The sequence below is a fragment of the Streptomyces sp. NBC_00988 genome (genome assembly GCF_045162645.1).
Classification (GTDB): domain Bacteria; phylum Actinomycetota; class Actinomycetes; order Streptomycetales; family Streptomycetaceae; genus Streptomyces.
Genome location: NZ_CP108730.1, coordinates 8,652,687 through 8,676,904, shown reverse-complemented (window position 1 = coordinate 8,676,904; position 24,218 = coordinate 8,652,687). Strand labels below are relative to the sequence as shown.

The following is a 24,218-nucleotide window of genomic DNA, read 5'->3' as shown; positions in this document are numbered from 1 at the left end:
GGAACGACACACACGAGAGCGGAACAGTCAGGCGGAATAAGCCCGAACCGTTCACAGCGTCCTCGCTGTATGTTTTCTTCAAAGGAACCTCGTCCCAGACATCAGATGATGTTTGGAGACGGGGTATCAACATATCTGGCGTTGATTTTTGGCACGCTGTTGAGTTCTCAAGGAACGGACGCTTCCTTTGTACTCACCCTCTCGGGCTTTCCTCCGGGCTTTTCCCTTCGGTCTTGCGTTTCCGACTCTATCAGACCGTTTCCGGTCCCGATTTCCTCGGTGCTTTCCAGGTTTCCGCTTCCGCGTTTCCCTTTCCGGCGGTTCCGACTTTATCAGAAGTTCTGAGTCGGATTTTCCGGCCCTTCGGGAGTGGCTCCCGTACACGCGAAGTGTCCGGGTTCCCCCTCAGGCGGAGCCGTAAACGTACTGGAGCGGGCCGCCTCGATGCAAATCGAGGCGGCCCGCTCCAGGTTCACGCGTACGAGGGGTCGTACGACGGTCAGACCTCCACGACGACCGGGAGGATCATCGGCCTGCGCCGATAGTTGTCGGAGACCCACTTGCCCAGCGTGCGGCGGATCAGTTGCTGCAGCTGGTGGGGTTCCACGACGCCGTCCTGGGCCGAGCGCTCCAGGACCTCCGTGATCCTCGGGACCACGTCCACGAAGGCGGAGTCGTCGATGCCGGAGCCGCGGGCCTGGATGTGCGGGCCGCCTGTGATCTTGCCGGTGGACGAGTCCACGACGACGAAGACCGAGATGATGCCCTCGTCGCCCAGGATCCTGCGGTCCTTCAGCGCGGGCTCGCCGACATCGCCGACCGAGAGGCCGTCGACGTAGACGTAACCCGCCTGGACCTTGCCCGAGATCTTGGCCTTGCCCTCGATGAGGTCGACGACCACGCCGTCCTCGGCGATGACGATCCGGTCGTGCGGAACGCCTGTCATGGCGCCCAGTTCGGCGTTGGCCCTTAGGTGGCGCCATTCGCCGTGGACCGGCATCAGGTTCTTCGGCCGGCAGATGTTGTAGAAGTACAGCAGCTCGCCGGCCGAGGCGTGTCCGGAGACGTGGACCTTGGCGTTGCCCTTGTGGACGACGTTGGCGCCCCAGCGGGTGAGGCCGTTGATCACGCGGTAGACCGCGTTCTCGTTGCCCGGGATCAGCGACGAGGCCAGGATCACCGTGTCGCCCGCGACGATGCGGATCTGGTGGTCCCGGTTGGCCATGCGGGACAGGGCGGCCATCGGTTCGCCCTGCGAGCCCGTGCAGACCAGGACGACCTGGCTGTCCGGGAGGTCGTCGAGCGTCTTGACGTCCACCACCAGGCCCGGCGGGACCTTGAGATAGCCGAGGTCACGGGCGATGCCCATGTTGCGGACCATCGAGCGGCCGACGAAGGCGACCCGGCGGCCGTGCTCGTGCGCCGTGTCCAGGACCTGCTGGATGCGGTGGACGTGGCTGGCGAAGCTCGCCACGATGATCCGCTTGCGGGCGTTGCCGAAGACCTGTCGCAGGACGTTCGAGATGTCGCGCTCGGGCGGGACGAATCCCGGGACCTCGGCGTTCGTCGAGTCGGCGAGGAGCAGGTCGATGCCTTCCTCGCTCAGTCGTGCGAACGCGTGTAGATCTGTCAGCCGACCGTCCAGCGGCAGCTGGTCCATCTTGAAGTCGCCGGTGTGGACGACCATGCCCGCGGGGGTGCGGATGGCGACCGCGAGCGCGTCCGGGATCGAGTGGTTGACCGCGACGAACTCGCAGTCGAAGGGGCCGATGCGCTCGCGGTGCCCCTCGGCGACCTCAAGCGTGTACGGGCGGATGCGGTGCTCCTGGAGCTTCGCCTCGATGAGGGCGAGGGTCAGCTTGGAGCCGATCAGCGGGATGTCCGCCTTCTCGCGAAGGAGGTACGGAACCGCGCCGATGTGGTCCTCGTGGCCGTGCGTGAGGACGATGCCGTCGATGTCGTCGAGGCGGTCCCTGATGGACGTGAAGTCCGGCAGGATCAGGTCGATTCCGGGCTGCTCCTCCTCGGGGAAGAGCACGCCGCAGTCGACGATGAGCAGACGGCCGCCGTATTCGAAGACCGTCATGTTCCGGCCGATTTCCCCGAGGCCGCCGAGTGGGGTGACCCTCAGGCCGCCTTCGGGGAGCTTGGGCGGCGGGGCGAGTTCAGGATGCGGATGACTCAAAAGACTCTCCTACCCATGCGCGCCACGTACCTGTGGGCACGTGGCGCGCATGACGTTCGTGCAAATGCAGTTATCGGATGTGGGGTGCGGGCGCCGAAGCCCCGCGTATTCAGTTGTGAAGTCCGTTGTCAGAGCTGTACCCCGCCGGCGGCAAGATCGATCTTGAGCTGGGCGATCTCCTCGGGCGAGCACTCGACCATCGGTGAGCGCAGCGGTCCGGCGGGCAGTCCCTGGAGGGTGAGCGCGGCCTTGGTGGTCATGACGCCCTGGGTGCGGAACATGCCGGTGTAGACGGGGAGCAGCTTCTGGTGGATCTCGGTGGCCTTCTGGACCTCACCGGAGACGTACGCCTCCACCAGGGTGCGCAGTTCGGGTGTGACCACATGGCCGACGACCGAGACGAAGCCGACCGCGCCCACGGAGAGCAGCGGCAGGTTCAGCATGTCGTCGCCGGAGTACCAGGCCAGGCCGGTCCGGGCGATCGCCCAGCTGGCGCGGCCGAGGTCGCCCTTGGCGTCCTTGTTGGCGACGATCCGCGGGTGCTCGGCGAGTCGGACCAGTGTCTCGGTGCCGATCGGGACGCCGCTGCGGCCGGGGATGTCGTAGAGCATGACCGGCAGTTCGGCGGCGTCGGCGACGGCCGTGAAGTGCCGGTAGAGGCCCTCCTGCGGGGGCTTGTTGTAGTACGGCGTGACGACGAGCAGGCCGTGCGCGCCGGTGCGTTCGGCCGTGCGGGCGAGTTCGACGCTGTGGCGGGTGTCATTGGTGCCGACGCCGGCGATGACGTGGGCGCGGTCTCCGACCGCTTCCAGTACGGCTCGTACGAGATCCGCTTTCTCCGCGTCGCTGGTGGTCGGGGACTCACCGGTGGTGCCGTTGATGATCAGGCCGTCGTTGCCTGCGTCCACCAGGTGGGTAGCGAGCCGCTGAGCGCCGTCGAGGTCGAGTGCGCCGTCCGCCGTGAAGGGCGTGACCATGGCGGTGAGGACCCGCCCGAAGGGGGTCTGCGGAGTGGAGGTCGGAGCCATGGGTAACACGCTACTCGCTGCTCAATGCGGGGTCTGCCTTAGGGGCAGGCGACAAGTCATGACAAATGTGGAGCCCGGCACTGCCTGCTCGGGGGTTCAAGCAGTGCCGGGTCCGTTTGATCAGGCTAGATGAACTTCTCTAAATGCCGCAATACGGACACTTCGTGCGGCCCACCCGTACATGTGTGCCCGATCGGCAAACAGAGGTGCGCTACGGGGCGACACGGCCGTTGGCGTTGAAGGCGGCGTAGGTGAGCGGCATGAGCTTGGCCCACTGCTCCTCCATCTTCTCGCCGACCATCTCGATCTCCCGCTGCGGGAAGGACGGGACCTTCGCCAACTCGTGCTGCGTGCGCAGTCCGAGGAAGTGCATCAGCGAGCGCGCGTTGCACGTGGCGTACATCGAGGAGAAGAGGCCTACGGGGAGCACCGCGCGGGCGACCTCGCGGGCGACGCCGGCGGCGAGCATCTCCTGGTACGCCTCGTACGACTGGCGGTACGAGTCCTCCATGGCGCGGCCGACCAGTTCCTGCTGGGCCTCGGTGCCCTCCACGAAGACGTACTTGCCCGGACGGCCCTCCTGGACCAGCTTGCGGGACTCCCCGGGGACGTAGAAGACCGGCTGGAGCTCCCTGTACCGTCCCGATTCCTCGTTGTACGACCAGCCCACCCGGTGCCGCATGAACTCGCGGAAGACGAGGATCGGGGCGCTGATGAAGAACGTCATCGAGTTGTGCTCGAAGGGGCTGCCGTGCCGGTCCCGCATCAGGTAGTTGATCAGGCCCTTGGAGCGCTCGGGGTCCTTGCCCATCTCCTCCAGGGACTGCTCGCCGATCGTCGAGACGCGGGCGGCGAAGAGCACGTCCGCGTCGGACGCGGTGTGCTTGACCAGCTCGACGGTCACGTCACTGCGGAAACTGGGCTTGAGGTCGTCGGCGGGAGTGTCGGTCACGGCTCGGAGGGTCCTTCCATCACGTCTCTCGGGCGGCGCCCACTCTACGGCCCGGCACTGACATCGGGGCGTTCGGTGCCGTGCCGCGACATTCATTGGCGAACTTCTGCGAATTCGGTGAAACAGGGCACCAATTGGGGCGTTCGCTCGTCTGTCTTGGTGAGAGCCACCCGTTCGATCCCGATTCGACCCCAGAGGGGAGAAGCACCACCGATGTCCCGTCGGCGCGAACCCGTTCCGTTCGCCTTCATCGCCGAGACCGACCGCTTCCGCAGCAATGTCACCCCGCCGCCGCGTGAGCGTGCGTCCGCTGGTCAGATGGCCGGGCGCTGGCTCCTGGGCCTCACCATCGTCGCCGGAATCGTGGGCTCCCTGGTCCTCGGAATGCCGGCGCTGTCCCAGGACAACCTCTCGACCCAGCACCAGCAGTCGCAGGCCGCCGACAATCGCTGACCTGGCGCGCAGCCGTACAGCTGACCATGACTCATCCGGACCCCCAACGGTGGTGAGCGGGAACACGGCCGGATAGCCTCACCGGGCACAGCCCACGCATGGATTCAGTGAGGACACCAGCCGTGCCCCTGCCCTTCCTTACGGCCGACCGCGCATTCGAGGCCGCGGACGAGCTCGCGCTGCCGTTCGACGACCGCGACCGCTGGCGGCGCCCCTACCGGCCCGGACCGTGGCGGGTGGCGGCAGCGGCGCTCGTGCTGCTGCTCGCGTCGTACGTGCTGTTCGCCGCGGTCATCATCGCGTTGACCGGCTCGCGGTCCGAGGCCGCGGTGATCCTCGGTATCGCGGTGGTCGTCATCCTCTGCGCCCTGCGGCTGCTGCGCATGGGCGTGTGGGTGAGCGCGCGCGGGCTGCGCCGGGTGCGGTTCCTCTTCACCCTGACGGTGCGGTGGGACCGTGTCGTCGCCGTGCGCACGGTGCAGCAGCCGGTGCGCTGGCTCGGACTGCCGCGCACGGTGCAGGGGCAGGCGCTGGTCCTCGTACGCAAGGACCGTGCTCCGGAGGACGTGACCGCGCTGCTGACCACGCACGACATCGACTTCGTGGCGCGTGCCTCCTCCTTCGACCGGGCCGCGGACTCGGTCGAGGTGTGGTCCGACGAGTACCGGCGGAGCTGACCGTCCGACAGCAGCCGTAAGCCGAGCAGTCGTATGCCGAAGGGGCCGGTCCGCAGTGAGTGCGGGGCGGCCCCTTCGGCATACGGGCGTTCAGGCCCGGACGGGGCGGCCGTCGTGCAGGGCGATCGCGCGCTGCATGGCCTTGCGGGCGCGGGGGGTGTCGCGGGCGTCGTGGTAGGCGACGGCGAGGCGGAACCAGTTGCGCCAGTCGTCGGGGGCGTCCTCCGTCTCGGCCTTGCGCTTGGCGAAGACCTCGTCGGCGGAGTCGCGGTCGATGCGGCCGCCTGCGGTGCGCCTCAACTCGTCGACGGGCAGGCCGCCTTCGGCGTCGAGTTCGGCGGCGAGCTTGTTGGCGTTGCGGACGAACTGGGTGTTCTTCCAGAGGAACCAGATGCCGATCACCGGCAGGATCAGGACCGCGATCCCGAAGGTGACCGTGATGAGCGTGCCGGACTGTATGAGCATGACGCCGCGGCTGCCGGCCAGGACGAAGTAGAAGACCAGGACGGCGGCCGTGACGGCGTAGGTGAGTTTGGCGCGCATGTCAGCCCAGGTCCAGGAAGTGCTCCAGGCCGAAGGTGAGGCCCGGGGTCGTCACCACGCGGCGGGCGCCGAGCAGGATGCCCGGCATGAAGCTGCTGTGGTGGAGCGAATCGTGGCGGACGGTCAGCGTCTCGCCCTCGCCGCCGAGCAGGACCTCCTGGTGGGCCAGCAGACCGCGCAGCCGGACGGCGTGCACCGGGATGCCGTCGACGTTCGCGCCGCGCGCGCCGTCCAGGGCCGTGGTCGTGGCGTCCGGCGCCGGGGCCGAGCCCGCCTTGGCGCGGGCCTCCGCGATGAGCTGGGCGGTACGGGTGGCGGTGCCGCTGGGGGCGTCCACCTTGTTCGGGTGGTGCAGTTCGATGACCTCGACCGACTCGAAGTAGGGCGCGGCGATCTGCGCGAACTTCATGGTCAGTACGGCGCCGATGGAGAAGTTGGGCGCGATGAGGACGCCCGTCTCCGGAGACTTGGCCAGCCAGCCGTTCAGCTGCGCGAGGCGTTCGTCGGTCCAGCCCGTCGTGCCGACGACGGCGTGGATGCCGTGGCCCACGCAGTAGTCGAGGTTGTCCATCACCGAGGCGGGGGTGGTCAGTTCGACGGCGACCTGGGCGCCGGACTCCGTGAGTGTCTCCAGTGAGTCGCCCCGGCCCAGGGCGGCCACCAGTTCCATGTCCTCGGCGGCCTCGACGGCTCGTACCGCCTCGGCGCCGATCCGGCCCTTGGCACCGAGGACCGCCACGCGCAGCTTGCTCATCGTTCTTGCTTCCTTACCGGATACGGGTTCCGAAGGCGGGTGTTAAGCGACGGCGTCGTGCAGCCGGGCCGCCTGCTTGTCCTTGAGCGGGCCGATGACCGACAGCGAGGGCCGCTGTCCCAGGATCTCGCGGGCGACCTCGCGGACCTCGTCCGGGGTGACCGACGCGATCCGGGCCAGCATGTCGTCGACGGACATCTGCTCGCCCCAGCACAGCTCGCTCTTGCCGATGCGGTTCATCAGCGCGCCCGTGTCTTCGAGGCCGAGGACGGTGGAGCCCTGGAGCTGGCCGACGGCGCGGCCGATCTCGTCGTCGGACAGGCCCTGTTCGGCGACCTGGTCGAGTTCGTCGCGGCAGATCTTCAGCACGTCATGGACCTGCGAGGGCCGGCAGCCGGCGTAGACGCCGAAGAGGCCGCAGTCGGCGAAGCCGGACGTGTACGAGTACACGCTGTAGGCCAGGCCGCGCTTCTCCCGGACCTCCTGGAAGAGGCGGGACGACATGCCGCCGCCGAGGGCCGTGTTGAGGACCCCCAGCGCCCAGCGGCGCTCGTCGGTGCGGGCCAGGCCCGGCATGCCGAGGACGACGTGCGCCTGTTCGGTCTTGCGGCCGATCAGCTCGACCTTGCCGGTGGAGCGCAGCACGCGGCGACCGTCGCGCGGGGCGATGGGCGCCGCCTCGGGGGTGCGGAAGGCGCCCGCCTTGTCGAAGGCCGCGCGGACCTGTCGTACGACCTTGTCGTGGTCGATGTTGCCGGCGGCCGCGACCACGAGGTGGGTCGGGTCGTAGTGCTTCTTGTAGAAGCGGCGGATGCGGTCCGCGGTGAGGGCGTTGACGGTGTCGACCGTGCCGAGGACGGGGCGGCCGAGGGGGTTGTCGCCGAACATCGTGCGCGCGAACAGGTCGTGCACGCAGTCGCCCGGGTCGTCCTCCGTCATGGCGATCTCTTCGAGGATGGCGCCGCGCTCGACGTTGACGTCGTCCTCACGGATGAGGGAGCCCGTCAGCATGTCGCACACGACGTCGATGGCGAGCGGCAGGTCGGTGTCGAGCACGCGCGCGTAGTAGCACGTGTACTCCTTCGCCGTGAACGCGTTCATCTCGCCGCCGACCGCGTCGATCGCGGAGGAGATGTCCAGCGCGCTGCGCTTGTGCGTGCCCTTGAAGAGGAGGTGCTCCAGGTAGTGCGTGGCGCCGTTCAGGGACGGTGTCTCGTCGCGGGAGCCCACGTGTGCCCAGATGCCGAAGGTCGCGGAGCGGACCGAGGGCAGCGTCTCGGTGACGATGCGCAGGCCGCCCGGGAGGGTGGTCTTGCGGACCGTGCCGATGCCGTTGGTGCCCTGGATGAGGGTTTGGGTACGGGCGACGGCCCGCGCCTCCGAGGAGGTGCGGGCCGTCGTCGTGGTGCTGGTCGACGTCACTTGTCGTCGTCGTCCTTCTTGTCGTCCTCGGCGTTCTCTTCACCCTCGATGACGGGGATGAGGGAGAGCTTGCCGCGGGAGTCGATCTCGGCGATCTCGACCTGGACCTTCTGGCCCACGCCGACGACGTCCTCGACGTTCTCCACGCGCTTGCCGCCGGCGAGCTTGCGGATCTGCGAGATGTGCAGCAGACCGTCCTTGCCCGGGAGCAGCGACACGAACGCGCCGAAGGTGGTGGTCTTGACGACCGTACCCAGGTAGCGCTCGCCGACCTCCGGCATGGTCGGGTTGGCGATGCCGTTGATCACTGCGCGAGCGGCCTCGGCCTGCGAGCCCTGCGCGGCACCGATGTAGATGGTGCCGTCGTCCTCGATCGTGATGTCGGCGCCGGTGTCCTCCTGGATCTGGTTGATCATCTTGCCCTTCGGGCCGATGACCTCGCCGATCTTGTCCACGGGGATCTTGACGGTGATGATCCGCGGGGCGTTCGGGGACATCTCGTCCGGCGTGTCGATCGCTTCCATCATCACGTCGAGGATGTGGAGGCGGGCGTCACGGGCCTGCTTGAGAGCGGCGGCCAGGACGGAGGCGGGGATGCCGTCCAGCTTGGTGTCGAGCTGGAGGGCGGTGACGAACTCCTTGGTGCCGGCGACCTTGAAGTCCATGTCGCCGAAGGCGTCCTCCGCACCGAGGATGTCGGTGAGGGCGACGTAGTGCGTCTCGCCGTTGATCTCCTGGGAGATCAGGCCCATGGCGATACCGGCGACGGGGGCCTTGAGGGGCACACCGGCGTTCAGCAGCGACATGGTGGAGGCGCAGACCGAGCCCATGGACGTCGAGCCGTTCGAGCCGAGGGCCTCGGACACCTGACGGATCGCGTAGGGGAACTCCTCGCGCGTCGGCAGGACCGGGACCAGGGCGCGCTCGGCGAGCGCTCCGTGGCCGATCTCGCGGCGCTTCGGGGAGCCGACGCGGCCGGTCTCGCCGACGGAGTACGGCGGGAAGTTGTAGTTGTGCATGTAGCGCTTGCGGGTCACCGGGGAGAGGGTGTCCAGCTGCTGCTCCATGCGGAGCATGTTGAGGGTGGTGACGCCCAGGATCTGGGTCTCGCCACGCTCGAACAGCGCGGAACCGTGCACGCGCGGGATGGCCTCGACCTCGGCGGCGAGCGTACGGATGTCCGTGACGCCACGGCCGTCGATGCGGACCTTGTCCTTGATGACGCGCTCGCGCACCAGGGACTTGGTCAGCGAGCGGTACGCGGCGGAGATCTCCTTCTCCCGGCCCTCGAACTGCGGGAGCAGCTTCTCGGCGGCGATCTCCTTGATGCGGTCCAGCTCGGCCTCGCGCTCCTGCTTGCCGGCGATGGTGAGCGCCTGGGAGAGCTCGCTCTTGACCGCGGCGGTCAGGGCCTCCAGGACATCGTCCTGGTAGTCGAGGAAGACCGGGAACTCGCCGGTCGGCTTGGCGGCCTTCGCGGCGAGGTCGGCCTGGGCCTTGCAGAGCACCTTGATGAAGGGCTTCGCGGCGTCCAGACCGGAGGCGACGACCTCCTCGGTGGGCGCCTCGGCGCCGCCCGCGACCAGCTGGATGGTCTTCTCGGTGGCCTCGGCCTCGACCATCATGATCGCGACGTCACCGTCCTCCAGGACGCGGCCGGCGACGACCATGTCGAAGACGGCGTCCTCAAGCTCGGTGTGCGTCGGGAACGCGACCCACTGGCCGTTGATCAGCGCGACGCGGACGCCGCCGATCGGGCCGGAGAAGGGCAGACCGGCCAGCTGCGTGGACGCGGAGGCGGCGTTGATCGCCACGACGTCGTACAGGTGGTCGGGGTTGAGGGCCATGATCGTGGCGACGACCTGGATCTCGTTGCGCAGGCCCTTCTTGAAGGACGGGCGCAGCGGGCGGTCGATCAGCCGGCAGGTGAGGATCGCGTCCTCGGAGGGACGGCCCTCACGGCGGAAGAAGCTGCCGGGAATCTTGCCGGCGGCGTACATCCGCTCCTCGACGTCCACCGTGAGGGGGAAGAAGTCGAGATTTTCCTTGGGCTTCTTGGAGGCGGTGGTGGCCGACAGCACCATGGTGTCGTCGTCCAGGTACGCCACGGCGGAGCCGGCGGCCTGCCTGGCCAGCCTGCCCGTCTCGAAGCGGATGGTGCGGGTGCCGAAAGTACCGTTGTCAATGACGGCCTCGGCGTAGTGGGTCTCGTTCTCCACTAGCGTTTTCTCCGTTACTTGTCGTCTTTCGTCCCTCCCCGCCCGTGTGGCGGGGGGACGGTGGCGGAGAAGCGCTGTCTGGTGCGGGCCGGTCTTCGATCGAAGCACCCGGGGTTTCCTGCCCGGGGGCCACTACCGAGGACCGGCGGCTGCGAGGCGCGCTTCTCCTCTTCGTGGTCGTGCTCTGTCGCACGTGGTCGTGCTGGGTCGTACGTCCTGCGTCTCACATCGTGCGTTGTGCTACCACACTACAAAGCGTGAGTGACACTCCGCACGTTTCCGCACGTACGGGCAATCCGCACATACGGCAAAGGGAGCGGCTCCCGATCGTTTCGGGAACCGCTCCCTTCACGGCGTCTTACTTGGCGCCCGCCGCACCGCGGCGGATGCCCAGGCGGTCCACCAGCGCACGGAAGCGCTGGATGTCCTTCTTGGCCAGGTACTGGAGCAGCCGGCGGCGCTGACCGACCAGGATCAGCAGACCACGACGGGAGTGGTGGTCGTGCTTGTGGGTCTTGAGGTGCTCGGTCAGGTCCGAGATCCGGCGCGAGAGCATGGCGACCTGGACCTCGGGGGAGCCGGTGTCGCCCTCCTTCTGACCGAACTCACTGATGAGCTGCTTCTTCGTAGCGGCGTCGAGCGACACGCGTACTCCTCGTAGTCTGAGATGTGCCACCGAGTGCCCCTGGTCCACTTCTCAGGGGAGCTTCCAAAACTCGGGAGGCGGGATCCGCTGGGCGCTGCCTCCAGAGCGGTGAGCTCCGGGGGTGCGTACACAAACGGCCGCTACACAGCGTACCAGCCTGAGGGGACACCTCGGTCCAGCTCTGTGAAGGGCCCTGACCGGGGCGGATACGGCCACTAGGGTGATCTCCATCCATGGATGGAACGAATTTTCCGTGGATGGAAGCGTGGAACACGTCGGTTCGTCCGGAAGGGGTCGCTTCGCCATGGCGGAGACGGAGCAGGAGATCAAGGCACGCAAGGAGCGGGAGCGGGACGAGCTGTACGCCCTCGACATCTCGGGTGTCGAGTGGCGCAGCGCGCCGGGCACGGAGGACCACGAGGAGCGCGTCGAGATCGCCGACCTGCCCGACGGCGCGGTCGCCATGCGCTCGTCGCTCGACCCGGACACCGTGCTGCGGTACACGGAGGCGGAGTGGACGGCCTTCGTGCTGGGCGCACGGGACGGCGAGTTCGATCTGGAGCCGGCTCCGGAGGAGCAGCAGTAGTCGTACGGCCGTACGCACGAAGAAGGGGCGGCACGCGCACGCGTGCCGCCCCTTTTGCCATCACTGCACCTTGCCGTCACTGCTTCGTGGCGCTGCTCCCGATGCCCAGGACCAGCCAGGTCCACGCCTTGCCGCTGCTGGGACCGTCCGCCGCGTGGGCCGCGAAGAACAGCCGCCCGTCCTGGACGAGGATGTCGTTCGCGTCGAGGGTTGTGAGGGTGTCGGCGTCCGACGGCACCCCGAAGTAGAGGTACGGGGTCTCCTTGCCGGTCCTCGGGTCGAGGCTGACGAGTGCCGACGGCGAGATGCGGTCGTCGCTCATCCGCAGCGCGAGGAGCCGGCTGCCGCTCACGCGCAGCGGGTACAGCAGGGAGTTGGGCCCGGACTCGAACTTCTCCGTCGTCTTCCCGGTCGCCAGGTCGAAGCCGATGATCCAGTTCGAGTTGTGCGGGGCGCCCGCCTCCTTGCTCCGGACGAAGACCTGGCCGAGGCCGACGGCGATCGTCTGGCAGTCGTCGATCACCAGGTAGTCGACCTGGTCGGAGCAGTCGCCGACGTAGCTTCCGCTGGTCAGGCCGATCGTGGCGCGCACTGTGCCCCGGTCGTCCAGGGAGAGCAGCTCGGTGAAGCCCGTCTCCCCCGCCGAGATGGCCACGACGGGCGGATCGCTCGACGGCAGTTCGAGATCCCGGAGGCCCTTGGTCCCGGCGTACGTCCACTTCTCCTTGCCCGTGCCGGGATCGACCTTGCGCACCTTGTAGGTGATCGTCTGCCAGGAGGCTGCGGTCGTGTTGTCGTCCCAGCATTCGAGCCGCACGAGCAGGGCGCGTCCGCCCGCGGCCCCCATGTCCTGGCACGAGCCGGACTCCGTCGTACGCCAGGTCCGCTCGCCGGAGTCCATGTCGTACGCGTCCGTGCCACCGCCCCAGGTGACGGTCACGGTGGCGTGGGTCAGGGTGACGCTCGGGGTGTCCTGGGTGGCGCCGTCCGTCGGGGTGCCCGGTTCGTCGCCGATGGTGGAGACGGGGAACTCGTGCTCCCAGATCTGCTTGCCGTCGTCGAGGTCGAAGAAGGCGACGTGGTCGCAGAGGGACGCCTTGTCCTTGCTGTCCCTGAAGACCACGGCCGTACGGTTCTCGCCGGTCACACGGCGGGTGTAGCCGCAGATCGGGCCGGCCAGGCGGAGTTTCCAGACCTCGTCGCCCGGTGCGGCGTCGGTGTCCGTCCTGAAGCCGACCAGCGTCTGGTTGATGCCCTTGGCGAGGATCTTGTCGGTGGCCCAGGTGCCGGGCATCTCGGTGTGTTCGCCGGCGGCCGCGTCGTCGATCGAGAAGCGGAACGCCATGTCGCCGGTGGTGGTGGCGGGCTTCTTCTCGACCGTGTCCCGGACGTCGAGGCGTCCCAGGCTCGCCGCGGGGGCGTTGTCGGTCGTCGCCTTCTTCTTGTCGTCGCCCCTTGCCGCGAGAAGGCCGGCCGTGCCCACGGCCGCCACGAGGACGACCGCGAGCAGCCCGAGCAGCCGGTTCCGGCGACGCCTCTTGTGCTGGTCGTTCTGGGTGAGGACGGAGTGGGTGTACTGGGAGGGGGGTGGGCCGAAGCTCACGCGGGCGGATCCTTTCGGCGCCTTTTCATCGGTAGTACGTCGTCTTCATCGCTGGTACGTCGTCGTACGTCTGCTTCTCTTCGGCTGTCGGTGACGCCGCGTCAGCTCGTCAGCGAGCGGACCGTCGCGTACACGTCGAAGACGGCGAGTGCCAGCGGCACCAGCGTCAGCAGGACGAAGCCCTCGGCGATCTCCAGGAAACGCCCCCAGAACGGGGTGAGACCGCTGCGCGGGACGATCAGGCCGATCGAGGTCACGAGTGCGGTGGCCGCCGCGATCGCCGCGACGAGCCAGACCGTGCGGATGTCCAGGCCACCACGGTCGCCGTGGAGCGCCTCGTGGATCAGGGAGTTCGGCGGGTTGAGCGCGAGGCCCAGGCCGAGCAGCACGAGGGAGCCGAGTCCGGCGGCCAGGACGGGGGCGACCTGGGCGGTGTAGCGGAAGAGGTGGGCGCGCATCAGCAGCGCGACACCGGTCGCGAGGGCGAGCAGCTGGGCCCAGACGTCGTCGGAGAAACCGAGGACGGCCGTGGCCCCGACGGCGGTGACCGCGCAGCCTCCGACGAGGCCGACGAGGAGTTCGTGACCGCGGCGTGCCTGGGCGGCGACGCGTTCGGTGTCGACCGCCTCCTGAGCGGCGGGCTCGGCGCCGTACGCGCTGCGCGGGGCGGTGTTCGGGGGGTCGAAGCCGATCGGCAGGCGGGCGAAGCGCATCGAGAGGCCCGGCAGGAAGGCCAGCGCGCCGACCGCGACCGGGGCGCACAGGGCGGCGATCTCGGACGGCGTCCAGTGGGCCCGGATCGCGGTGAACGCGACGATCAGGCCGACCGCGGACGCGAAGACGAGGGCGACGAACGGCGCGTCCCCGCCGGGTGAGCACAGGGTGAGGACGACGGCGGCCACCAGCACGGCCGCGCACGCCAGGAGGAACTGGAGTTTGCCGATCCCCTGGCCGTCGGTGAGCGGCAGGAGGCCCGAGCCGGCCACCCCGACGTTGGGCAGGGCGCCGAGTCCCAGCGCGATGGCGGAGGACCGGTCGTCGTAGACGCGTGCGCGGACGCACGCCAGGACGACCAGCAGGACGCCGACGACCGCGGCGAGGATGCCGGGCAGGCTGTTCATGTCGTGGCGCGGGTCGGCGGTCCAGGCGACGAAGGCGAGCAGGGCCGGCAGGACACCGCCGCCGACGAGGCCGGCGGCACGGGTCAACTCGCCGTCCCACAGCGTGTGTTCGCGGGTCACCGCGGCCGAGACCGCCTCGGACACGTCGTCGAACACGGCCGGCGGGAGCGACTCGGAGAAGGGGCGCAGGGTGAGGAGTTCGCCGTCGAGAATGCGCTGGCCGGCGAACGTGCGGGAGCTGTCGAGGACGGTGCCGTCCCGGCGCACCAGGTGATAGCCGACCGGGGCGCCCTCGGCGGGGCTCTGCCGGGAGAGCCTGAGGATCTCCGGATAGATGTCGGCGACCGGAATGTCGTCGGGCAGTGCCACGTCGATCCGGCTGTCGGGCGCGACGATCGTGACCCGGCAGAAACCGAGCCCCGGTCCGGTGCCGACAGGGGCTCCGGTACCGGGCCCGCCCGCCGCGGAGGCCGTGATGCTCACCTGTTGATCCCCCTCAATGGTGATGGTGCGTCTGCGTCGTGAAGGTGTCGCGCGGTGCCTTCCGCATACCTTCACATCGCGCGGAATGCCCTGTTTTCCCAACGTGGTTGGCGTGTGCTCACGCGAACATCCGGCACCCTACCGCTCACCCGTCCCGCACGAAGTCAGTAGGATCGCGCGGCGGCCTGCGTCCGCCTGACACGGGGTGGCGGACGGTAGTCCCGGGGCCGCGCAAGGGAATTGGTGAGCAGTGAGCCACATCGTCGTCAAGCGCCCGCCGCGCGCGCTGCCGTCCGAGGTGCCCACGGACGAGATCGTCCTGCAACCGCCGCCGGAGTTGCCTCGGGGGCATCAGGAGAGCGTCCTGATGCAGTTGCTGCCGACACTCGGCATGGGCGGCTCGGTGGTTTTCTTCTTCACGAGCGGACAGCCGTTCATGAAGATCATGGGCATGGTGATGATCGTCTCGACGGTGGCCATGTCCATCGCGATGGTGGTCCGCTTCCGCCGCGGCAACCAGGGCCAGCTGGCGGATCTGCGCACCGACTATCTGCGCTACCTGGCGCAGACCCGGCGGACCGCCCTGGACACCGCCCGGGCACAGCGCGACGCGCAGTACTACCTGCACCCCTCCCCCGAGCAGCTCTGGGCGCTGGTCGCCGAGGGCAGCCGGGTGTGGGAACGGCGGCCGGGCGACGAGGACTTCGGCCAGGTGCGCATCGGCCTCGGACGGCAGTCGCTCGCCACCCCGCTCATCGCCCCCGAGACCGGCGGGGTCGAGCAGCTGGAGCCGCTGACGGCGGGCGCGATGCAGCGCTTCCTGTCCGTCCACGGCACCCTCGACGACCTGCCGATGGCGGTCTCCCTGCGCGCCTTCTCCTACCTCACCATCAGCGGCGAGGCGCAGTCCGTACGGTCCTCCGCGCGGGCCCTGGCCGGTTCGCTGGCCGCGCTGCACTCGCCCGAGGACCTGGTGATCGTGGTCGCGGCGGCCAGGGAGGCCCTGCCCCACTGGGAGTGGGCCAAGTGGCTGCCGCACGCGCAGGCTCCCGGTGCCACGGACGGCGCGGGCAGCCGCCGGCTGATCGACAGCGACCTCCGCGAGCTGGAGAACCTGATCTCCGCCCGGCTGACCGGCCGGCCGCGCTTCCACCCCGACGCGACACCGCTGCCGGACGAGCCGCACATCGTCGTCGTCCTCGACGGGGTCTCCCTGCCCCCCGACTCGGTCCTCGCCAACCCCGAGGGCCTGCAGGGTGTGACGCTCGTCGACGTCGTCCCCGGCGAACCGGCCGCGGTCCGCGGCGAGCTCTCCATCGTCGTACAGCCTAAGTCGCTGCATCTGGAGTCCGGTCACGGAGACGTCTACGAAGGGACTCCCGACGCCCTGTCGTACGAGTCCGCCGAGGCGCTCGCGCGGCAGTTGGCGCCGCTGCGGATGGCGTCCGGTGGGGACGACGACCAACCGCTGCTCGCCAACCTGGAGTTCACCGATCTGCTGAACCTCGGTGACGCGGCCTCCGTCGACACCAAGCGCACCTGGCGGACGCGTTCGCTGGCGGAGCGGCTGCGGGTGCCGATCGGGCTCGGTGAGGACGGCCGGCCCGTGATGCTCGACCTCAAGGAGGCCGCGCAGGAGGGCATGGGCCCGCACGGGCTGTGTGTGGGCGCGACCGGTTCCGGCAAGTCCGAGCTGCTGCGCACCCTGGTCCTCGGTCTCGCGGTCACCCACTCCTCGGAGACGCTGAACTTCGTCCTCGCGGACTTCAAGGGCGGCGCCACCTTCGCCGGCATGGCGCAGATGCCGCACGTGGCGGCCGTGATCACCAACCTCGCGGACGATCTGACGCTGGTCGACCGCATGGGCGACTCCATCCGCGGCGAGCTCAACCGCCGCCAGCAACTCCTGCGCGACGCGGGCAACTACGCCAACATCCACGACTACGAGAAGGCACGCGCCGCCGGCGCCCCGCTGCAGCCGATCCCCTCCCTGGTGCTGGTGATCGACGAGTTCAGCGAACTGCTCACCGCCAAGCCGGACTTCATCGAGATGTTCGTGCAGATCGGCCGGATCGGCCGCTCGCTCGGCGTGCATCTGCTGCTGGCCTCGCAGCGCCTGGAGGAGGGCCGGCTGCGCGGTCTGGAGACCTATCTGTCGTACCGCGTCGGTCTGCGCACCTTCTCGGCGGCCGAGTCGCGGGCCGCGCTGGGCGTGCCGGACGCCTACGAACTCCCGAACGTCCCCGGGTCCGGCTTCCTGAAGTACGGCACGGACGAGATGGTGCGGTTCAAGGCCGCCTACGTGTCCGGTACTTACCGCTCGGGCTCCCCGCAGGCGTCGTTCGGTGCCGGTCAACTGCCGGTCGACCGGCAGCCGGTGCTGTTCACGGCGGCCGAGGTGCCGGTGCGGTACACGGCGGTGCCGCAGCAGCGCACCGAGTCCCCGGACATCGACGACGCGCTCGCCGACACGGTGCTCGACGTCATCGTGCGCCGGCTGGAGGCGCAGGGTCCGGCGGCCCACCAGGTGTGGCTGCCGCCGCTCGACAGCCCGCCCTCGCTGGACGGCCTCCTGCCCGGCCTCACGGCGGTGCCGGGCCGCGGACTCACCCAGCCCGGCTACGAGGGCGCGGGCCGGCTGGTGGTCCCGGTCGGCCTGGTCGACAAGCCGTACGAGCAGCGCCGCGACCACCTGTGGACCGACTTCTCGGGCGCGGCCGGCCATATGCAGATCGTCGGCGGCCCGCAGTCCGGCAAGTCCACCCTCCTGCGCTCCCTGATCTGCGCCTTCGCCCTGACCCACACCCCGCACGAAGTCCAGTTCTACGGCCTCGACTTCGGCGGCGGCGGTCTGTCCTCGGTGGCCGGTCTGCCGCACGTGGGCGGCATCGGCTCCCGCCTCGACCCCGAGAAGGTCCGGCGCACGGTCTCCGAGGTGTACGGCGTGATGACGCGTCGCGAGGAGTACTTCCGCGCTGCGGGCATCCCGTCGATCGCGGAGTTCCGGTCCCGCCGGGCGCGCGGCCAGATCTCGGTCACGGACCAGCCCTGGGGCGATGTCTTCCTCGTCATCGACGGGTGGGGCAACTTCCGTGCGGACTATGAGGGGTTGGAGGCGGCGGTGCTGGACATCGCCGCGCGCGGCCTGGGCTTCGGCATCCACCTGGTGCTCACCGCGTCCCGGTCGATGGAGGTCCGCGCGAACCTCAAGGACCACCTGATGAACCGCCTCGAACTGCGCCTCGGCGACACGATGGACTCCGAGATCGACCGCAAGGTGGCGGTGAACGTCCCGACCGGCGTCCCCGGACGCGGTGTGTCGCCGCAGCGGCTGCACTTCATGGGGGCGGTGCCGCGCATCGACGGCCTGGTCTCGGACACGGACCTGGCCGACGCCACCCAGGCGCTGGCGACCGAGGTGTCCCGGCACTGGGAGGCGCCGGGCGCGCCCGAAGTACGGCTGCTGCCGCGCGAGTTGGCCGCCGCACAGCTGCCGCCGGGCGACCGCTTTCCGCAGCGCGGTGTCGCGTTCGCCATCGACGAGAACAATCTGGAGCCGGTCTTCGTCGACTTCGAGCAGGACCCGTTCTTCCTCGTCTTCGGCGAGAGCGAGTCGGGCAAGTCGAACCTGCTGCGGCTGCTGGTCAAGCAGTTGACGGAGCGGTACACCGGCGACGAGGCGAAGCTCTTCGTCATCGACAACCGGCGCTCCCTGCTGGACGCGACGCCCGCTTCCCACCTCGCCGAGTACATCCCCATGTCCAACGCCATGGACCATCACATGGTCGCCCTGGCGGACCTGATGCAGCGCCGTACCCCGACCGCAGACGTCACGGCCCGGCAACTCCGCGAGCGGAGCTGGTGGCAGGGCCCGACGGTGTACGTCGTGGTGGACGACTACGACCTCGTCTCCACGTCCAGCGGCAACCCGCTGGGCAACCTCACGGAGATGCTGCCGTTCGCCCGTGACGTCGGCGTCCGCTTCATCATCGCCCGCTCCACGGCGGGCGCCGGACGCGCCGCGTACGAGCCGTTCATGCAGCGGATGCAGGAGCTGGGCGCCCAGGGCGTCGTCCTGGCGGGCGACCCCGGCGAGGGCGACGTCCTGGGCGGGGTGCGGCCCCGGCCGATGCCCGCGGGACGAGGGGTGTTCGTGTCACGGAAGCGGGGGAAGCCGTTGGTGCAGACGGGGTTGCTGCCGGAGACGGTGTACTGACGGTCGGCCGAGGCCGGTCCGGTCCCTTGAACCAGGGCTCCTGACCGGCCTGTTGGGTAGGTTGACGGACTGGTCCCGTCCGACGGGCGGGGTCCTACGGGGGCACGGGGAAGGGGTCCACGCGTGACATGGGACGAGTGGGAACAGCTGAAGAGTCAGGCAGCGCGGAAGCAGTCCGCACGCATGCAGCTCAATCAGCTTCCGGCAGACGGCGGCGGCAGCACACCGCAAGGTGATCTGACCGTCAACAACAAGGATCTGGCGGCGATCGGCGACCGGGCGTTCAAGCTCTGGCAGGATCTGGGCCGGTACGGCCGTGACGCCTGGTCGAGCAGCCAGACCGCGGCCTCGGATCTCACGACCCAGGGGTTCAGGCTCGGCGGGGCGGTGGACCACGTACAGCAGCGGTGGGAAGAGCAGCTCACGAGTCTGCTCGACGCGTGCGCACATATCTCCAACCACATGGACTACACCAAAAAGGCGCACCAGGGCGACGAGTTCTACATATCCGGCCAGATCAGCAGCATCTCGACACTGGACAAGGGTTTCAGTGAAGGGACGGGTCACTGATGGACCTCGATACGCTCCGGTTCGGGAACTTCGCCTCGCTCGGCACCGCCATAGACGACTGGTCCGGTGTGGTGAAACACCTGGAAGCCCTTGAGAAGGACGCGCGTGAAGGCCTCAAGGGGCTGGCCGACAAAGCCAGTTGGTCCGGTGTCAACGCGACCGTCTCCCGCGAGTTCATCACCAAGACGGCCGGTGAGTTCACCGACGCCCACACCCAGGCGACGACGATCTACAACATTCTCAAGGACACCCACGACGAACTCGTCGGCTACCACGACCAATTGGTCGAGACGATCTCCCGGGGTCTCAAGAAGAACCTCACCGTGATGGACACCGGCAAAGGCTCCTTCACCGTCACCATGAACATCCACCCCGACCGCACCGCGAAGGGGACCACGGTTCCCGAGCACAGCCAACAGGACGTGGACGAACTGTGCGAGGACGTCAAACGCCTCCTCAGCAGGGCGACCCACAGCGACGACACCGCCTCCGACGCGCTGCGGGCGATAGCGGACGAGGCCGAGTACGGCTTCTCCGGCGCGGCGTACGAGGACCGGGACTCCGCCGCGCAGGCACTCAAGGACGCCGAGAAATACGCGAATCTCATCAAGACCAAGGGGGACTCCATGTCCCTTGAGGAATTCGACGATCTCAACCGGCAGCTCGCGGGATACAAGAACGATCCCCTCTTCCAGGAGAAGTTCGCCACCACGCTGGGCCCGAAAGGCGTGCTGGACTTCTGGGCGGACCTCTCCGATCCCTCCGACGGAGGCGATCTCCAGCGGGCCCGCCTGGACCAACTCGGCGATCTCCAGAAGAACCTCGGCCTCACCCTCGCCGGAGCGACACGCTCGGACTCACCGGCCATGCGGCAGTGGGAGGACGGCATGGTCAACCTGGCGGACGACCGTATTCAGACCCGTGGGACGCAGGTCTACGGCTTCCAGCTCATGAGCAATCTCATGCGCGTGGGTGACTACGATGACGCGTTCCTGGACAGGTACGGGAACGCTCTCGTCTCGACCGAGAAGAAGATGCAGCTTCCCGACCATTACTGGAACGGCAGCGGTGGGCCGCTCATGCCCAAGATGAATTTCATCGGCGAGGATTTCGGCCGGGACCCGATGACCGGTTTCATGACAGCCCTGTCGAACAGCCCCGATGCCGCGACCGCGTTCTTCAACGAGACCCAGCCCCAGGACAACGCGGAATGGGTTCTCAAAGACCGCCCCACGTTCGACGACACACCGTTGAACAGTCACGACGGAAACCAGTCACGCGACGCCACCGGAAACGCGCTCGTCGCCGCGGCCACCGGTGTCAACCCCAACGACCCCCATGCCGTTCCGGTGCAACACAGCGCCGAGAACCGGAGCGTCCTCGACCGGTCGCTGAAAATCATCTCCGGCACGGGTGACGACTTCGCCCCCGAGATGCGCGACGACATGGCGAAAGTGCTGGTGAACTACGGCGACGAGGTGCACAACACGGCGAGTTCACTAGCGGACGATCCCGGTGACCCCCGCCAGCTCGACCGGCACCAACTACTGGAAGTGACGAAACAGGTCTCGCGGGACCAGCACGCCTACGGAATCCTCAACGACGGCCTGAACAAGGAGATGGTCCGCGACATCTACACGGACCACCCCAGCGACCCCAAGGAGACCCTGCTCAGAGCAGGGCACACGGTGGGCTTCCTGGAAGAGGCCCGCTATCAGGCCCTGGCGACCGACAAGGATGATCCTTCGTGGCATGCCAAATGGCTTTACCACGGCTTCGGCGGCGCCGTGAACTTCATTCCGGTCGTCGGTGACGCGGCCCAGCGCGGTGTCGATGCCCTCGCGTATCAATGGCAGTTGGACGAGCAGGCCCGTATCGACGACGACAACGCACGCCAGAACGGCGAGGTGTTCACCGCACGGGAGAACCAGTTGCAGAAGCTCAGCGACCTGTGGATCGACGCCAATCCGAACCACGGCAGCAGCAACAGATACACACTCACTTCCGAGATCAACGGTGCCGCTTTCGACGGCAACGCGCGGGCTCAAGGACTGGCGGGCAATCAGTGATCAAGGGTGCATCAGGACCTTCGGCGCGGCGCGTGGCGGCTGCTGCTACTGCGGTGACGCTGCTCGTCCTGGCCACGGCCGGCTGTACGGACTCGGGCTCACGCGCCTACACCGTTCCGGGCAAGGTCTGCGGAGTGGCCGTCGACTCGGATCTTCTGTCGCCCTTCCTGCCGGACGGACAGAAGCTCACCCAGCGCGCGTACAACGCCGGGCAGGAGAGCCCGCGTTGCCGTCTGTCGGTGGACGGCAAACTGGTCGTCTACCTGTCGGGCGATGTCGTTCCCGCGGAGACCGACCCCATCAAGGTCCAGGACCGGGCCCTGGTACGTCTCGGCCACCCCGCCTCCGCCGACATCGGTGACAGCGCCAGGGTGGCGGACAACGGAGCCCTGGCGGTGGCCGCGTGCACGTACGAAGGCCGACAGCGCAAGTTCGTCGCGTTGGTGCAACTCCAGGAGAAGACTCCCGCGAAGACCTCGGAGCGGCGGGACGCGCTGCGCTCGTTCCTGGGGTCCTACTTCCCGAGGGCCATGGCCAAGCAGGGGTGTAAGCAGGCGAGTTGAGCTGCTGTCCCGCTCACCCCGCATTGCGGCTCGGAGACGCAAAGACGGGGTGGGCACCTCCCGTGCGTGCCCACCCCGGTGTCTCCGGCCGTCTGTCCCGCTCGACTACTCGAAGAAGCTGGCCGCCTTCTTGTCGCCGCCGCGGTAGTCGCCGCCGGCCTGGTGCACCTTCTGCGTGATGGACAGCAGCGCCTGGTGGATGGCGCTGGTGTGGCCGTCCCACTCCCTCGACTTCCGGTTGAAGGACTCGTAGGCGTCACCGGCCCAGCCCTCGGACGCGTCGTGGACGCCCTTCTTCAGGGCCGTGAGGTCGCTCTCCAACTGCTTGGCCAGATTGCCGAGTTCAGTGGCGAGCGCGTCCAGGGTGCCGTACTTGACGGCGAGATCCTGCATGTGCGGCGTGCCGGTCATGTTTCCTCATCTCCTTGACGATGTGAGAGGGACCTCGCGGTCCGGGGTACGACGCTCGGGGCGGTCAGTAGAGGTTGAGCGCCGAGGTCTTCGCACCGGCGTCCACTTCGATGCTGGAGATCGTGGAGTGGAGTTCGTCCTCCAACTTGTCCTTGTCCTGCTTGGTGAGGTGAATTCCGTTCAGGAAGTCGTCGAGCATGCGGCCGATCCCGACCATGTGGTCGTTGATCTCGTGCTGCTTGGTCTTGAAGGCGTTGGCACCGTGGCCCGTCCAGTTCGCCTCGATCATGTCGATGCAGCCCTGGAGCTTCTGCAGGTGCTTCTTGACGTTGTCGTACCTGTCGATGACGTTCGTCTGGAGCTTTTGTACATGTGCGTCATCAAGCTTGCGGCCGTCAGCCATCTCGGCACTCCCTTTCGCGAGAGAGGTTGGTGTTCCTGTGACGCGACACCGAGTGGTGAAGCGCTGGTTGGTCGGGTGAGCCCGGTGTACGAGCTCTCATGCGCCTCGCCGCGAACGAGCCACCGCGAAGGCTCCACCGCCGAGCACGACGACGGCCGCCGCGGCTCCGAGAGCGACCCACAGGGTGGTGTTGCCGGACGAGTCGGACGTCGATGCTGCGGCTGAAGTCTGGCCGCCTGATGTGGAGTTGGGGGCCTGGGACGAGGTTGACGCGGAGGCGGAGGGCGAGGCGGCGGTGCCGGTGGTCAGCCCGGGTGTCTTCTTGTTGCTGACGGGATCGATGTCGGCGGCTCCGGGGTCTCCCTTGCCCTTCAGGAGAACCTGCGCCGGCCGGATCGTGCCGTAACCGAGGTACCGGCTCGGGGTGTTCTTCGGCCAATCGCGGCCTGCGGTGTCGATCATGACGCGGAGGACCTGGTTGGCAGTCCACTTGGGGTGAGCGGACCAGATGAGGGCGGCGGCGCCGGAGGCGATGGCGGTGGCTTGGCTGGTGCCAGCGCTCTTGGAGCAGTAGGACTTGAACTTGTTGTTGCACCAGACCGGCACGTCCACGCCGGGCGAGGCCAGATCAACGTAAGCACCGCTCTCCGAGAACTTTGCCACCTCGCCGTTCTCGTTGATGGCTGAGACGCCGACCACGCCCGGGTCTTTGGCGGGATAACCGATGTAATTCTCGCCTTGATCAGCGCCGTTTCCCACACTGGCGATCAGCAGCTTTCCCTTACCTCGCGCGTACTGCACGGCTTCAGGCTCGCCGTCAATCGGGAAATCGCCACCGAACGACATACTGATGATCTTCGCATCGGAATCGGCAGCGGCGCGGATGGCCTTCACCGTAGTGTCGCCCTGCTTCTCGGCCTTCTTGTCGATTCCCGTAAGCGCAGTGCGGATCGGGATGATTTTGGCCCCCGGCGCAACGCCTCTCAGGCCGCCCCCGCTGCCTGTCCCCGCGATCAGTTCGGCCATTGAAGTGCCATGGCCTTCATAGTCATTCGTTTCATCGCCGGCGGCCTCCGTGACATCGACTCCAGGGAGCACCTGCCCCTTCAATGAACTCGTGTCCGGGTTGACACCAGTGTCGACGACCGCGACCGAGATGCCCTTACCTGTGCTGGCTTTCCACAGCCCCTGGGCATTCATCGCGTCCAAGTACCACTGCTGCGACTGGATGTCGTCGGCAGCCGCCGAAGGGGCGAGCCCAACAGACATGACGGCCAAAGCACCGAGCGTCGCGCCCACGGTGGTCACATGCCT

Annotated in this window: 20 protein-coding genes; 7 read left to right on the top strand and 13 right to left on the bottom strand. The window is 68.1% G+C overall.

Translation table 11 applies throughout. The features are described from left to right. Positions 1–499: 499 nt before the first annotated feature. The 3 genes from OG496_RS39890 to thyX form a co-directional block, all read right to left on the bottom strand. On the bottom strand, positions 500–2,185 hold the full coding sequence (locus tag OG496_RS39890; protein WP_399397493.1) for a ribonuclease J: 1,686 nt from the start codon (positions 2,183–2,185) through the stop codon (positions 500–502). A 128-nt stretch (positions 2,186–2,313) separates the two neighbouring features. After that, a complete protein-coding gene (gene dapA, locus OG496_RS39885) occupies positions 2,314–3,213 on the bottom strand; it encodes a 4-hydroxy-tetrahydrodipicolinate synthase (RefSeq protein WP_366490326.1) in 900 nt (299 codons plus the stop codon). 211 nt (positions 3,214–3,424) lie between these two features. Next, complete coding sequence (gene thyX, locus OG496_RS39880; RefSeq protein WP_366490324.1) at positions 3,425–4,165, bottom strand: FAD-dependent thymidylate synthase; 741 nt, start codon at positions 4,163–4,165, stop codon at positions 3,425–3,427. Positions 4,166–4,378: 213 nt separating this feature from the next. Here thyX and OG496_RS39875 point away from each other — a divergent pair, with 213 nt between their 5' ends. Further along, a complete protein-coding gene (locus tag OG496_RS39875) occupies positions 4,379–4,618 on the top strand; it encodes a hypothetical protein (protein WP_366490323.1) in 240 nt (79 codons plus the stop codon). Positions 4,619–4,740: 122 nt separating this feature from the next. Continuing rightward, positions 4,741–5,295: a hypothetical protein gene (locus tag OG496_RS39870; protein WP_405974304.1), complete on the top strand. Its 555-nt coding sequence runs from the start codon at positions 4,741–4,743 to the stop codon at positions 5,293–5,295. A 90-nt stretch (positions 5,296–5,385) separates the two neighbouring features. Here the strand turns inward: OG496_RS39870 and OG496_RS39865 are convergent, their stop codons facing one another. The 5 genes from OG496_RS39865 to rpsO all read right to left on the bottom strand — a co-directional run bounded on the left by OG496_RS39865 (position 5,386) and on the right by rpsO (position 10,879). Continuing rightward, positions 5,386–5,838 carry a hypothetical protein gene (locus OG496_RS39865; RefSeq protein ID WP_405974303.1) on the bottom strand — a complete coding sequence of 151 codons (453 nt, stop codon included), beginning with the start codon at positions 5,836–5,838 and terminating at the stop codon, positions 5,386–5,388. A 1-nt stretch (position 5,839) separates the two neighbouring features. Continuing rightward, positions 5,840–6,592 (bottom strand): 4-hydroxy-tetrahydrodipicolinate reductase, encoded by a 753-nt coding sequence (gene dapB / locus OG496_RS39860; RefSeq protein WP_405974302.1) that lies wholly within the window; start codon positions 6,590–6,592, stop codon positions 5,840–5,842. A gap of 42 nt (positions 6,593–6,634) precedes the next feature. Next, positions 6,635–8,014: a M16 family metallopeptidase gene (locus OG496_RS39855; protein WP_405974301.1), complete on the bottom strand. Its 1,380-nt coding sequence runs from the start codon at positions 8,012–8,014 to the stop codon at positions 6,635–6,637. Then, positions 8,011–10,233, bottom strand: a complete 2,223-nt coding sequence (locus tag OG496_RS39850) for a polyribonucleotide nucleotidyltransferase (protein WP_366490316.1) — start codon at positions 10,231–10,233, stop codon at positions 8,011–8,013. Before OG496_RS39850 ends, OG496_RS39855 begins: the two co-directional genes overlap by 4 nt. Positions 10,234–10,591: 358 nt before the next feature. Beyond that, a complete protein-coding gene (gene rpsO, locus OG496_RS39845) occupies positions 10,592–10,879 on the bottom strand; it encodes a 30S ribosomal protein S15 (RefSeq protein WP_019064787.1) in 288 nt (95 codons plus the stop codon). 304 nt (positions 10,880–11,183) lie between these two features. Between rpsO and OG496_RS39840 the strand changes: the two genes are divergently transcribed. Next, positions 11,184–11,465, top strand: a complete 282-nt coding sequence (locus OG496_RS39840) for a DUF397 domain-containing protein (RefSeq protein ID WP_328678178.1) — start codon at positions 11,184–11,186, stop codon at positions 11,463–11,465. Positions 11,466–11,541: 76 nt separating this feature from the next. Here the strand turns inward: OG496_RS39840 and OG496_RS39835 are convergent, their stop codons facing one another. Together OG496_RS39835 and eccD are read right to left on the bottom strand one after the other, a co-directional pair. Next, positions 11,542–13,068 (bottom strand): PQQ-binding-like beta-propeller repeat protein, encoded by a 1,527-nt coding sequence (locus OG496_RS39835; RefSeq protein WP_405974300.1) that lies wholly within the window; start codon positions 13,066–13,068, stop codon positions 11,542–11,544. 101 nt (positions 13,069–13,169) lie between these two features. After that, complete coding sequence (gene eccD / locus OG496_RS39830) at positions 13,170–14,672, bottom strand: type VII secretion integral membrane protein EccD (protein ID WP_405974299.1); 1,503 nt, start codon at positions 14,670–14,672, stop codon at positions 13,170–13,172. A gap of 250 nt (positions 14,673–14,922) precedes the next feature. Between eccD and eccCa the strand changes: the two genes are divergently transcribed. The 4 genes from eccCa (at position 14,923) to OG496_RS39810 (ending at position 22,090) form a co-directional block, all read left to right on the top strand. After that, on the top strand, positions 14,923–18,888 hold the full coding sequence (gene eccCa / locus OG496_RS39825; protein ID WP_405974298.1) for a type VII secretion protein EccCa: 3,966 nt from the start codon (positions 14,923–14,925) through the stop codon (positions 18,886–18,888). 123 nt (positions 18,889–19,011) lie between these two features. After that, positions 19,012–19,458 carry a hypothetical protein gene (locus tag OG496_RS39820; RefSeq protein ID WP_405974297.1) on the top strand — a complete coding sequence of 149 codons (447 nt, stop codon included), beginning with the start codon at positions 19,012–19,014 and terminating at the stop codon, positions 19,456–19,458. Further along, entirely contained in the window at positions 19,458–21,527 is a 2,070-nt protein-coding gene (locus OG496_RS39815; RefSeq protein ID WP_405974296.1) for a DUF6571 family protein, read from the top strand. Before OG496_RS39820 ends, OG496_RS39815 begins: the two co-directional genes overlap by 1 nt. 53 nt (positions 21,528–21,580) lie before the next feature. Further along, a complete protein-coding gene (locus OG496_RS39810) occupies positions 21,581–22,090 on the top strand; it encodes a hypothetical protein (protein WP_405974295.1) in 510 nt (169 codons plus the stop codon). A 105-nt stretch (positions 22,091–22,195) separates the two neighbouring features. Here the strand turns inward: OG496_RS39810 and OG496_RS39805 are convergent, their stop codons facing one another. The 3 genes from OG496_RS39805 to OG496_RS39795 form a co-directional block, all read right to left on the bottom strand. Beyond that, positions 22,196–22,501 (bottom strand): WXG100 family type VII secretion target, encoded by a 306-nt coding sequence (locus OG496_RS39805; protein WP_405974294.1) that lies wholly within the window; start codon positions 22,499–22,501, stop codon positions 22,196–22,198. 64 nt (positions 22,502–22,565) lie between these two features. Then, positions 22,566–22,904 (bottom strand): WXG100 family type VII secretion target, encoded by a 339-nt coding sequence (locus OG496_RS39800; protein WP_019064778.1) that lies wholly within the window; start codon positions 22,902–22,904, stop codon positions 22,566–22,568. A 96-nt stretch (positions 22,905–23,000) separates the two neighbouring features. Beyond that, positions 23,001–24,212 (bottom strand): S8 family serine peptidase, encoded by a 1,212-nt coding sequence (locus OG496_RS39795; protein ID WP_405974293.1) that lies wholly within the window; start codon positions 24,210–24,212, stop codon positions 23,001–23,003. Positions 24,213–24,218: the final 6 nt, after the last annotated feature.